Source organism: Streptomyces hygroscopicus subsp. hygroscopicus (assembly GCF_001553455.1).
Classification (GTDB): domain Bacteria; phylum Actinomycetota; class Actinomycetes; order Streptomycetales; family Streptomycetaceae; genus Streptomyces; species Streptomyces hygroscopicus.
On sequence record NZ_BBOX01000273.1, the window covers coordinates 1 to 12,909 of the forward strand.

General features: G+C 67.2%; 7 protein-coding genes. 2 read left to right on the top strand and 5 right to left on the bottom strand.

Annotation, left to right across the window (positions count from 1 at the left end; genetic code table 11):
* Window positions 1-785 (top strand): helicase associated domain-containing protein (locus AXW62_RS26045; RefSeq protein WP_174556432.1); only part of this gene is annotated, 785 nt, incomplete at its 5' end.
* A 132-nt stretch (window positions 786-917) separates the two neighbouring features.
* Here AXW62_RS26045 and AXW62_RS26050 read toward each other — a convergent pair.
* From AXW62_RS26050 to AXW62_RS44900, 4 genes are all read right to left on the bottom strand, one after another.
* Window positions 918-1,478 (bottom strand): DUF6262 family protein, encoded by a 561-nt coding sequence (locus AXW62_RS26050; protein WP_174556433.1) that lies wholly within the window; start codon window positions 1,476-1,478, stop codon window positions 918-920.
* A complete protein-coding gene (locus AXW62_RS26055) occupies window positions 1,475-3,985 on the bottom strand; it encodes a tyrosine-type recombinase/integrase (RefSeq protein ID WP_159060959.1) in 2,511 nt (836 codons plus the stop codon). Before AXW62_RS26055 ends, AXW62_RS26050 begins: the two co-directional genes overlap by 4 nt.
* The gene (locus AXW62_RS26060) at window positions 3,982-5,139 is read right to left on the bottom strand and encodes a tyrosine-type recombinase/integrase (RefSeq protein ID WP_252368734.1); all 1,158 of its coding nucleotides are present in this window, start codon (window positions 5,137-5,139) and stop codon (window positions 3,982-3,984) included. The genes AXW62_RS26055 and AXW62_RS26060 overlap by 4 nt, the downstream gene beginning before the upstream one ends.
* Before the next feature lie 232 nt (window positions 5,140-5,371).
* On the bottom strand, window positions 5,372-5,581 hold the full coding sequence (locus AXW62_RS44900) for a hypothetical protein (RefSeq protein WP_060946655.1): 210 nt from the start codon (window positions 5,579-5,581) through the stop codon (window positions 5,372-5,374).
* Window positions 5,582-5,704: 123 nt separating this feature from the next.
* On the opposite strand from AXW62_RS44900, the gene AXW62_RS46095 reads away from it, so the two are divergent.
* Entirely contained in the window at window positions 5,705-8,278 is a 2,574-nt protein-coding gene (locus tag AXW62_RS46095; protein ID WP_079115796.1) for a helix-turn-helix domain-containing protein, read from the top strand.
* Window positions 8,279-8,483: 205 nt separating this feature from the next.
* Here AXW62_RS46095 and AXW62_RS46100 read toward each other — a convergent pair whose 3' ends face one another.
* A complete protein-coding gene (locus tag AXW62_RS46100) occupies window positions 8,484-12,905 on the bottom strand; it encodes an NACHT domain-containing protein (protein ID WP_252368735.1) in 4,422 nt (1,473 codons plus the stop codon).
* Window positions 12,906-12,909 lie beyond the last annotated feature (4 nt).

Below are 12,909 nucleotides of genomic sequence, written 5' to 3' on the forward strand. Positions count from 1 at the left end.
AGCTAGAGCCGCGGCGCAAGGAATTGCTGGACGCACCCGAGGCCGGAATGGTCTGGGAACCCGGCGAAGAGGTGTGGGAGACCAAGCTCGCCGCGCTCCGGTCGTACCGGCGAGCCACCGGGCACCTCGCACCCCGGCAAGACGCGATCTGGGGCGGGGACGAGGCGATGGTGCCCATCGGGCAGCACATGGCCAACCTCCGCCGCAAAGACGGTCTCGGGAAGAACCCGGAGCGGGCCACGGTGCGCGCGCAGCAGTTGACGGCGATCGACCCGGACTGGAACTGCTCGTGGCCGCTGGACTGGCAGCGGCATTACCGGATCCTTGCCGACCTCGCCGAAGACGAGCCGGATGCCCGCCTGCCCGACATCCAGCCCGGCGTGCTGTTCGAGGGCGACGACCTGGGCAAATGGCTCGCACGGATGCGAGAGGCGAGCACCTGGGCGCAGCTGTCCACCGAGCAGCAGGAGCGACTGTCCGCACTGGGCATCAAGCCCGCTGAGAGGCACGTCCCGGTCCCGGCGGCCAAGGGCGCCGGGAAGACGACGGGGAAGGCGTCAGCGGCCTTCCAGCGCGGACTTGCGGCCCTTACGCAGTGGGTCGAGCGAGAAGGCGCCCACCGGCCGGTGCCGCGGGGACACAGTGAGGAGATCACGGTCGACGGCGAGGCCGAGCCGATCGCGGTCCGGCTCGGCGTATGGGTCTCCAACACGAAGTCGAGGCGCGACAAGCTCACCCAGGAACAACGCGCCGCGCTTGCCGAACTCGGCATCCGATGGGCATGACATCATCCCGGCCAGTGTGCTGACCGGCTATACCAGCGCCCGCAGCGCGGGTTCAATCCGGCCCGCGCCGGGGGCGGGCCGAGGAAACGTCACCGGCAGGATGACAGCGGGGCAGCAGGTATGACCGGTCGTTCAACGGCCCCTGTTCTCTTCTCGGATCATTCGTCGGAGGCTGGTGCGTGCTGCGCCCAGGTCGGCCTCAAGGCTCGTCACCCGGCTGCGGAGCGTGTGGTTGTCTTCGGTGACCTGCCGAAGCCTCTCTTGGAGTTGTTGGTTGTCTCCGGTGAGCTCGTCGACGCGTTCGGTCAGGTCCGCGGTGCTGAGGGCGTCGAGTTGCTGTCCGAGCTGGTGCTGGATGGCCTGCCGCATCCGGTCTCTGTCTTCCCGTAGGGTCCGGACCTCCTGCCTGGCCAGCTCGAGCTCAGTGCGCAGCGTGGCTGTGGTGTTCCGGGTGTCCGCGGGCCGGGGGTTCGTGCGCTGATGGCGTTGCTGAGCGGCCTTGATGTGCTCGCGGATGCCTTCGGCGTAGGTGAGCCAGGTGGAGACGCCAGCTGTTCGAGCGACTGCGGCGTGAGTGATCTTCTTGCCCTGTTGTTCCAGGGCGGTGAGCGCGGTGAGGACACGCTGGCGTTTGTCGAGGCTGTCGCGGCGACGGGCCTCGGCGAGAGTGTGCGGGTTGCCGTGTGAGTTCATGCTGAGCCCGTGCTGGAAATGACGGTGAGTGGCAGGAGGGAGTGTGCGTTACCGGCACGGGCTCTACGCAGGACGGTGCTGGCTTCCTCGATCTCCTGGCGTTCTGCGGCGGGGAGAGAAGCGAGGTGGCGTCGCATGCGGTCAGTGACTTGCTCGAATGCGGTGATCTGGGCCGTGAGGTTGATGATGACGAATTCGGCGGCGTCCATGGCTTGGGCTGTTTCGCGGTCGGCGCGCAGTTCGTTGAGGTGCTGCTCAATTGCCGGAAGGTAGGAGGGGTCGGGGCGGTAGAAGCCGCAGCCGGCGCACTGGAAACGGATCGGGCAGGAGCTGCCTCCGGCTTTGACGTTGCTGGGTTCGGTGCAGCCGCCGTAGGGGACGGCCACGGAACGGAGTTCGTAGGCGGTGTCAGAGCAGGGGCTGGGGCGACCGTGGTTGTCGACGACGTGGGCCGCGAGCTTGGTGACGGCGTCGCGTTTTCGCTTGAGGGAGACGGTGTAGTAGCGCTGGGTGGTGCTGACCGACTTGTGGTCCATCAGCTCGCGCAGGACGTCGAGGGGCGTGCCCGCGTCGGCATGACGCTGCGCGTAGGAATGGCGGAAGGCATAGGCGTAGATCAGGGAGCGGTCGAAAGACAGCGGATTGCCCTGCGTGTCCGTGTCGGTTCCTTCGCCGTGCAGGTGGGGGATGGAGTCGACCCAGTGGCGCAGGGTCTCGCTGAGGTAGCTGGTGTGCAGGTAGGGGCGGGTGGCGAGAGGGGTCAGGGCAGGGAAGAGGTAGTCGGCGCCAGCGTGCGGGAGACTGGGCTGGAGCTGGTCTCGGCGGGTTCGCCAGGTGCGGATGGCCTGGGCGGTGGGCGCGGTGATGGGCAGGCGCCTGCGGTGGCGGCGGGCCTTGTGGTTGTTCCAGACCAGGGATGTCTGGTCGTGGCGGATCTCCAGGCAGTCGCGAGGCAGGGAGAGGATTTCCAGGGGCCGCCGTCCGGTGTCCCTGAGCAGGATGTACAGCGTGCGGTACATCAGCTGCAGGTCTTCAGAGGCGAGGGTGCGCCGACCGCGGGCCCGCCCTCGGCCAAGGAGGTCGAGGTGAGCGTCGAGCTGGCGGATCACCGGCTCGGGGATCGCCTTGCCGATCTCGTCCTCGTTGGCTTCCTCCTGCGGGATCCGGTGGGCAGCGGGGTCGCGGACGAAGGCAGCGGAAAGCTTGTTCGCCACTCCGGAACGGCGGCCGTAGTCGATCAGGGCGAAGAAGTGGCTCGCGATGGACATCCGGTAGTTCCAGCCGGCGGGCTCGCCGTCCAGCTTGAGCGCGGTGCGAAACGCCTCCACCACGGCGGTGACGTCGTCATAGCGCAGCCGCGCGGGGTCGTCGGTTCCGGGGCGGAGCGCGAGGGCCCGTGAGGCGAGCTCGACACCGCGCAGAGTGCGGCCGAACTCGTCCGCGCCGGGGCGCTGCTGGATCGTCCAGGTCCGCAGCAGATCGCGCAGCCACCGCTGCTTGATCGTGCGCAGATCAACGGTCTTGGGGGTCCTGATGCCCACCGGGGTGCGGGACCGCTGGCCCAGCGCACGCAAATCCAGGACGTCGTCCTTCGCTGGCGCTGTTCCGATGTGCTCTGCGTGAGCGGCCCGCACCGCGGTACGGACACGGCCGAGCATCCGCAGCACATCGCTGGTGGAACGCGGGCACATGTGCTGATCCGTGATGTCGCTGATGAGCGTGGTGACGCCGTTCAGATCACGCACCATACGGCGAACGTGCGGAGGGTTGAAGATACGTAGCCACGGGTCCGCCTGCTGCAGGCCGTAAAGAACCTCGTAGCGCAGCAGCTCGGGCAGGGGAAGAAGGCTGAACTGGTGCGGGGCGAGATACGGGGGCTGCTGCGCCGCCCACGGCGCCAAGGCGGTGTCCGGATGAGTGCGGCGATGCTCACGGAAGCACCGCGCGTGGTGCCGGCACAGGCCACGGACCTGCACGCTCGGCAGCGGACAGGCCGGAACCGGGCAGGCGGGGGTATCGGCGTAGGGGACGGCGGTGTCCTCCCACTGGCCGGCGAGCTTGCGGGTGGTGTGGGTCTTCCACTGGGTGTAGTGCATGACGCACAGCCCCTTGCAGTGGCGGGGCCGGACACAGCGCTGCCCGCCTTTCGTGAAGCGGCACTGCTCCGGAACACCGCCGAAGGCAACCCGGTTGCGCACCGGCACGAAGGTCCGCGCGAACTCTGCCGCGGGCAGCGGCGACCTCTTCTGCTCCTCCTTACAGAAAGGGCAGAAGGCATTGGCCGGTGAGACCACCGTGTCGCACGCCACTGTGCGGCACAGCGACACCGAGCTGCGTGGCTCCTGCACGCTCCCGGTGAACAGCCAGCAGTCTGGCCGCCACTCACTCGGCCGCCAAGCGGGATCGAGATGGCCTTGCAGCCACGCCGCCCATCCCCCGTTGTTGAGATCCCCGGCATTTTCGGTCCGCGGTGCGGGCAGTCGCGAGAGTGCGGACGAGATGCTCATGGACGCTCCGTCAGGGAACCGACGCGCTCGACCGCTGCACGTGCTTCGGCGTCGTCGACGTGCCGGTAGCGCTCCATCGACAACGGGGAGACGTGGCCCAGCAGCCGCTGCACCACATCGCGGTCCACGCCGTCGCGCAGCCAGCGGGTCGCCGCCGAGTGCCGCAGCATGTGCGGACGGCACGCATACCCCACGGTGCGGGCCAGCCGGTCGAACATCTCCTTGGCGTTCGGATACGACATCGCCCGGCCCAGCGGCGCACGGAACAGATTCACAAACACCATCTCCGACTCCGCCGCCTCAGCTATGTGGTCGCGTTCGTACTGGTAATCGGTGTAAAGCGCGACCAAGTCGGCCGTGACCGGCACAAAGCGGTGATGCCGGGACTTCGCAAGAGCCCGGTTGGGATTGTCCATGCGGCGGCGGACATGCACGTGAGGGCCCTCGACACCGCAGCCCACAACGCGGGACGAGGCCAGCAGGTGCATATCGCCGCGGCGCAGGCCCAGCGCCTCACCGATCCGCATCCCGGTACAGGCCAGCAACGCGATCAGGAAACGGTCCCGGGCACTCGGAGCCACAGCGATCAGGTCGCGGATCTGCTCGTCACTGAGGTCCTCATAGCCAGGCTCGGTGACCTTGAAGCGGAACGCGGCGGCCTCGACCTGGTGCTGCTGTCCCGACTCCCCGCTGTCAAAGCCGGGCGGAGTGAAGCGCAGGAGCTTCGGCTGCGACAGCAACGCCGTCGTGGTGGTCGGCACCCAGCCGTGCGCGGCACCGAACCGCAGGAACTCCCCCACCACCGTCATGATCACGTTCGCCGTCCCCCGCGACCGGTAGCGGACAGGCCCGGGCCGCACCTGGCCGGCACGGGGCGGGACAGGCATCTCGACCAGCCACCGCTGCAGCCCAGCCAGATCCAGGAAGCCGGGAGTCCGCCAGTCCATCCGCCGCATCCGGCAGTAGCTCAAGTACAGAGCGACCCGCCCCGCATACGCGCGCTCGGTGTTCGGCGAACACCCCCGCGCCCGCAACGACGCCAGGAACGCCACCGCCTCCGCCTGCAGATCAAACGAACGGGCATCGACCACCACCCACCGCACCACACCCGTCACCGGAGAAACAGCACGCTCCGCCACAAACTCGGCATCCACGTAACAAACACAACCACCACCAACACCGGGGCGTATCGCACTCAGGCCAGCGCCATCACCGCAGGCGACAACCAGAACAAACATCCCCCACACCGCCACCACCGGCAGATAATCCCTGTCCTGTAGTCGACGCCCTGACACTGGCCGGGCCCCAGCGCCGAGCAGTAACAGCGCCCGCCACGGGCGGGCGCCGTGCTCTCGCCTGCAGGTAGGAGGACAAAGCATCCTCGGTTCACAGCACCGCGAGGACGAAGGTCAGCAGCGCCAGGGACAGGGTGGCACTGCCCGCAAAGGCCACGGCACCGCGCAGCAGAGCGGTGGCATAGGTGGCTCCGTCGATACGAGCGAGCAGACCGGCCGCTGCTCCTACGAGCATGCAGAAGAGCGCGACGACCGCGAGGAGCAGGACCAGGAGCATCAGCTGAATGGATGAGGTGTTCATGCCTTCTTCCCAGGACATCCGACGACGGGGACTTCGGCGAATTTCGCGGTTCTGGTGTTCACCGGGGTTCAGGGCGAACAAAGATGAACGAAGACGGTCGCTTGAGAGACGGAGAAGCAGGACATGGGGGACGTGCACGAGGATCCCTTGGCGGAACTCGCGCTACGGCTGCGCACCCTCAGGGCGCAGCGGGGTCTGCAGATGGGTGGGTTGCAGCAGCGGACCGGGCTGGGGCGCACAACGGTCAGCCAGGCGCTGAACGGCCAAGTGGTGCCCTCCGAGACCACGCTGGTGGCCCTGGCGAAAGCCTTGGGGGCGGATGTGGGCCCGATGCTGGCCCTGCGCGAAGCCGCGGTGCGCATACCGCCAGTCCAGGACTTCGTAGGAGAAGCCGTGCGCGGTCGGCCGATCAGCGACTGGGACCCCCTCGACCTGGAAGTCCATCCTGCCGCGCCCGCGCCGTCCGTGGCTCCGGCGAGGGCATACAGCCCATCCGGTCTACCCGGCTATGTACACCGACCGCACGATGAGGACCTGGCCAGGTGCGTAGCCGCAGCCGCCAATGGGGCCAGCCAAATGGCGGTTCTGATCGGCTCGTCGTCGACGGGCAAAACGCGTGCTTGCTGGGAAGCGATCCAGCCGCTGGCAGCTGCCGGGTGGTGGTTGTGGCGTCCTTTCGATCTCACCCGGCTCGAGGCCGCTCTGGCCGAAATTGATCAGCTTGGTCCTAGGACTGTGGTGTGGCTGAACGAGGCCCAGCACTACCTAGGTGCAGGTCATGGATTCGGCGAACGCCTGTCTGCAGCACTTGCCACCCTCGTGTCTGACCCGAGTCGAGGACCGGTCCTGATTCTTGGCACCTTGTGGCCCGAACACGCCAATAGGTATATGGCCGTCCCGCACCCAGGACAGGCGGACCCGCACGCCCAGGTGAGGGCCCTGATCGCCAATCGCCGGATCAACGTCCCCGACAAGTTCGACGCGGCCGCCATTGCCGCAGCACAGGCTCTGGCTGATGCTGGCGACCAACAGCTCGCAGCCGCTCTTGAGCGCACCCCGGACGGGAACCTGGCACAAGATCTGGCGGGAGGACCTGAACTCCTGCATCGCTACCACACTGCACAGCCTGCGGCCCGGGCGGTGCTGCAGGCTGCCATGGACGCCCGCCGGCTTGGCGCCGGCGTCCGTCTCCCGCTCGCGTTCCTGGAGGGGGCAGCCGAGGACTATCTCACTGACATCGAATATGACGCGCTGCCCGATGACTGGTTCGAAGAAGCGCTCGCTGACCTCGCCCGTCCTGTCCACGGAAATCTCGCCCCACTGCGCCGGATCCGCACCCGAAACCCACGTCAGGCCCCGGGTGTAACGTCCCCGGTTTCCGCGAACCAGAAGCGCGGTCCGGTGTACCGGCTAGCGGACTATCTTGAACAATACGGCCGCCATGAACGTACGTTGCTGTGCCCCCCAGCTTCCTTCTGGCACTCCGCTCACGACCACATCACGGACTCCGATGACCTTGCGCAGATCGCGCAGGAGGCGCTGCATCGCTACCGGCTCTACTGGGCCTTCTATCTTCACCGTGCCTCCGGCGTCTGTGGGCCCACCGGCGGCGGCACCCAGACATGTGTTGTACGAATGCGTCAAACCGCTGGAGATGCCGCAGGAGTTGATGCACTTGTTCGCCACGAAGCCGACGCCGGCAGCATCTGGGCGCTGCTGTGGCTCGCGGCGTGTCAAGAGAACGCTGGCGAGCGAGAAAGGGCTGAACACTATCTGAAGAAGGCGGCAGATGCTGGCCACGTCGGCGCTCTCGTGCGACTCCTTGCGTTGCGCAGAGACGCCAGAGATACGCAGGACGCCGAAAACCTCGCCCGTCGGGTAGTCGATGCCACCGGCTCACCTCAGGACCTCCTTCCCAGCATGTTTCTGCGCACAAAGGGGGATGAACTCAAAACGCTCAAGTGCAGCAAAAGGCTGGCTCCTTACATGGGCTACATCTGGGCCGCACCACAACGGCGGGTGACGACGCAGTCTGCCGAAGATGGGACGCCTACCGAAATTCGCATGGAATTTACCGTAGATGGCGCTCCACTAATGACTGCTCGAAACCCGTGGTTCGATGAGGACCCAGAAGAAGCCGAACACCATGCGCGTCAGGCCGTAGAAGTCTCGGGAGACAGTGACGCTTCGATATTTCTCGCGCACTTGCGTGCGAAGTCCGGAGACCTGCCTGAAGCGGAAGTTTTTGCTCGACGAGCCGCCGAACTCGGCGAACCTGACACCTTGGTCGACCTCGCCCTCTGGTATAGCAAGGGCGGCGAATACGAGAAATCCAAGGAACTCCTCCGGGACGCCATCAGTGCAGGCGCCAGCGACGCCCTTGTGGAGTTGGCCGACGTACTGCGCCAGACAGGGGAAGAAGACTCAATAGAGGATCTCGTACAGCAAATTACGCACCTCGGAAACGCCAGCTCCTACATACTGCTCGCCCACTTGCGATACCGCGCTGGAGAAGTTGAAAAGGCTCAATCTCTTACTCGGCAAGCCGCTGACGCCGGCGTCTTCCCCGACACCTTCTTCTCTGATGGCGTGGAACCATGGCTGCGCGAGGGCGCAGAGCCATGGCTCGTCGACAACATGACCGCGTGGTGGCCGTATGGACTCGATCCAGATGGGACACCAACGAAGCCCTGGTGAGCAAACGCGGCCGGTGAGACAGGAGTACCACTACTCGCAAAGCCACTGGCTCGTGACGAACGGAGGCCCGTCGAACTGGCTTCCCGAGTCGCGCTCTCTGTCAGGTGCCCGCCTCCCAGCAACCAGAACACTCGTCGCTCACTCAGTCCACCTCCAGATAACGCTCGGCCGAGTCAGAGGTAGGGGCGCGCATGGGTCAGCTGGGTCAGCGTTCGTTTTCCAGGGCAGCGTTCAGCCCGTAGGCGCCTGCTTGCGAGAGCCTGTCGATGATGTCTAGGCACCGAATCCGTAGCGCGGGCGGATTTTGACGGTAGAGGCGGAGAACCGTCGAGACCAGGTGATGGCCGTCCGCTGCGCGGTGGGTTCTGATGTCGCCGAGTTCCCTGCCCGCGTGCTGGACGATGCGCTCGCAGGCCTCGATGGCCACGGTAGGCAGAGGTCCAGTGTGGTCGTGGAGGGCAAAGACGAGATGCTCGAGGTGGTCGGCGAACGCCCGGCTGTCAAGGAAAGCTCTGACGAGTTCGTCGGCCTGTGCGGGAGGCAGGTCGAAGGCGTACCTCATGGCCAGGGAGGCGTTCTTGCGGACCTCGGCGTCGCCATCACCGAACAGAGGGATGAGGTGCGGATAGTGGTCGACGTTGCGGGCGAAGACTGCTGCCGCGCCGCGGCGTGCGGTGTCACCGAGTTCTTGCACGGCCTTGGGAATGCCTGCGGCAAGACACCCCTGGATGGCGGCAACGGCCCAGGTCTGTCCCGATAGTTCGGCCGTACCCTCGGGACCTTGAAGTGCGCGGCCGAGGTGGGGGGCGAAACGCGAGGAATCGCGGACCAGTGCGTGGGTGAGCAGTTGTTGGGTGGTGGGGGCGTTGTGGACATTGGTGTCCTGGTGGGTCAGTAGCTGCTCGGCGACGTCCAACGCGACCTGAGGGTCGTGTTTCATCAGCGCCAGCACGGCTTCGGCAGCACAGACCCGGACGGCGAGCACTGGATCGTTGGCCAGACGGGTGACCAGAGGCGTCAGCACGTGCAGGTGCTGGCTGTCGTGGAAGAGCAGGGCAGCAACGGTGAGTGCTGCCTGGCCCCGGGTGGCGTTCATGCCGGCGGTCAGCAGATCCGTGCGGGTTCCTTCGGCATCGGGATGACGGATGTCATGTTCGGGACGGAGGTCTGTGGTGTAGCCGTCGAGCGCCGGGAGCAGAGCAGGAGTGAAGTTCTGCGGGGCCGCCTGCAGGGTGCGGCAGATCGTGGGCGCTGCCTCGGAGCCGAGCGTCTGGTGGGTGTGGAGGGCCAGTCGTTCCCAGCGGTCGGCATCCAGATGGGGCGCGACCGCCTCCACGATCGCGCAGAGGTAGGCGGCTGGTGAGCCCGGGCCGAGAGTGAAGGCGAAGTCGGTGAAGCGGTCGGGTTCCTGTTGCGCGCGGCTGCACAGTGTCCGGGCGAGCTCGTGGATGCCTCCTCGGAGAGGCCAGAACCGTTCGGGTTGGGGCTGGGCGTACTTGTCCAGGGCACGGCACCACTGGTCATCAGTCATGTGTCGGGCCGCATGGTCACTGATCGGCGAGCCGACGACCCCAGCCTGAATTGGTGTCGGTGGCGACGGTACGTGGCCAGGAAACTTGCGGTCCCATTCGGCGAGCCGACGGCGTACCACTTCACTACGGCGCGAGGGGCAGATCGCCGACAGCAGCTCGTACTGGCTCCGGCCCCAGGCGCTGCGCTGCCCCTTCTGCCGTCGGCGCTCCCACGCCGGGTAGTAGCCGAGCAGCACCGCGGTCAAGCGGTCCAGCATCTCGTCCGTGCAGTGGGGGGTCGTGGTCTCGATGAGTTCGCGCGAGGCCCAGCGCGCGCTGTCCACCCATCCCAGGCGCAGGTTGTGCTCATCGGTCAGGAGCCAGGCGATCGCCTCATCGGGCCGCCCCAGGGCAGTATGCAGGCGGCAGGCGAGGAAGCGCAGCTCCTGAACCGGCGAGGCGGTCAGTTGCCGCAGGGCATCGGCAGCGGCAGCCGGGGCCTGGCCGGCCAGGGAGCGCAGTGCCGTGTCGAGGGCGGCCAGCAAGGCGGTGTCGACACTGCGGCCGCCCACAAGGCGGTAGGCCCAGCGGCCACCGAGGTCGTGGGAGCCGGTGCGGCCCGCGCTGCTAGCGGTGGCCACGTCGATGACGAAGGGCAGAACCTGGTCGACGTAGGTTTCCGGCTCGGCTTGCGCGATGCGGGAGAGGACCGTGTCGGCCACCTGTGAGTTCGTGGACAAGTGCTCGGACGCGAAGGGGTCGCCGGATCCGTCGGCGCGCGCACGGGCAAGGTGACGACGCAGATAGGCGCCGACAAGGCGGGCAGCGGGAGCGGGGTGGGTTTCGGACAGGCCGTAGAGGAGCGACCAGAAGTCGCTGTTGACCGCGATCGGCCCCCTGGCCTCATCCGCATACCCTCGGTCGATCAGATCGACGGCAAGGTCGACGAGATCAGGTGTGAGCGCCCACTCGATCAGCCCCACCAGCCGGCGCCGCCACTGCGGCGTGGTGCCCACGTACGGTCGCACCAGCTCCGCGACGCGCTCGGGCCGGTGCCGCGCGACGGCCAGTAGTTCAGGGAACGCAGCATCAGCGGTCTGCGGCGTGCCCAGCCAGCGCTCCCACCTCTGATCGTGGTCAGCGGCGTCGAACCACTGCGGCAGGGCGAGCAGACCGCGCACCTTGCCCGCCACAGGGACCTGACCCCAGGCGAGCGGTTCGATGGCCTCCCAGTCCGGCAGGGTGGCATCGAGCTGCCCGAGGACCGTGATGATCACATCATGCAGGTGCGAGCGGATCCGGTCGGAGCCCAGGAGCCGGGCCACTGTGGTGCGGAAGCGTTCGCGGTCCGTGCCGGCGAGGTGCTCGAGGATCTGCCTTGTCTGGGCTCGCCGGAACAGGTGCTGGCCGGAGTCGGCCAGAAAATCGTGGATGTCCTCTCCGGCAGAGATAAAGGACCGGGCGAAGAGGAAATCGAAGTACGTCTCGTGGAAGAACCCGATTTCCTCCGCGTCGCGTACCAGCACGCCATGCGACTCCAGGGCCCTGACCTGCCGACGGGGGAACCCGTCGAGCAGGGCCACCGCAGCCTGGAGCGTTTCGCGCTCGCTCATGGAGGCGCACAGCGCGCCGGTGATCCCCGGCCAGTCCAGTGCTCCGAGCTGTTGCTCGATCCCCTCGCGGACCTCGTCGGTGTAGCGCGTGTACAGCTGCTGCAGGGTCCGGTAGGAAGCGGTACGCGCCGTAGGAGACAGACGGCCGAAGACCGACAGATGCAAGGGAGTCCGCAGCAGCTCCAATGTCACCGGGCCCAGACTGTCGGGATCCGTCCCGCCGGCGGCCAGGGTTGCGCACACCTGTTCGATGTCCAACACCCCGAGGGGGAACCGTGCCACCCGGGCACGGTCGGCCACCAGCTTCGTCAGTCTCGGATCGTTGTCGATGTCGACGGTGCGGGCCACCAGGAGCACCTTGACGTTCGGGGCGACGGACAACTGCGCCAGCACGTCCTCCACGGCCTCGTAGGCGTCCGACATCCGACCGCTGTAGGTGCTGACCGCATCCAGTTGGTCGATCACCAACAGCGCCGGGTCTCCGTCCGCAACACCGGCCAGCAGCACCACTGGCGAGTCCGGCAGGCTCATCCTGGTCCCCAGGTCCTTGGCCGTCTGCATGCTCGCGTCGGCCCCGTCCATCCGGACCGCGGCCACCGGCCACCCCCGCTTGGCCAGCCGGGCCAGGACATCGGCGACGACCGTCGACTTCCCCGAACCCGCTCCGCCCTCACACACCACGGTCTGCGGGCCGTCCTCGGCCACCAAACGCGCGTACAGCTGCTCCGCGTGCGGCCGGGCGGCCAGCCCGAAGACAGGTCTGTCCCGGTCCACGCGCCGCACGAACCGCTCCACGGTGCCGGCTAGGGCCGTCAGCGTGCCGGTGTCCCCGGCCAGCAGCCGCGGGCGCACCCCCGGCACGGTCAGCAGATGACCGCGGATCTGGAGGGCGGTGAGGCGCTGGTGAAGGTGCTCGTCCAGATAGCCGCTCAGCTGCTGGACGATGACTTCCGGGTCCCCGACGAACAGCAGCTCGTAGGTCATGGACACCAGGCGCCGCAGGGTCTCCGGAGGATGGTGCTCCACGTACACGGCCTGCAGATACCGCCAGCCGACATCCCGGCCAACCGGCACGCCATTCACGGACCAATTCTCAATCACCGAAACGAAGCGAGGGCCCTGGGCCTTGGTGAGGACCTCCTCGAACTCGGCGAGCGATTCGGCGGCCCGGGCGCGTTCGGCAAGATCGCGTAGCTCAGGAGCCCCGGTGGACAGCACGAGGCGCACCTTTTTGCCCTGGGCAAGGTGCCCGGCGACCGCTTTAAGAACCTTCCCCACCGCGTCCAGGGTCCACGCCCCCTTGGAGGGGACATCCTTCACCTGCTCACACCAGGTGCCGTCGGCCTCCTCGACCTCGAACTCGATCCCGGCACCCGCCCGGCCCGGAGGCTCCAGACGGATCCGCGACGCCCGCCCCCGCAGCACGTCCGCCACCCGCAACGCGGTCCACCAGTCCTCGTACCGGTTACCCGCCTTGTCTGCGGCCCCACCCGGCAGCCCCACCCGG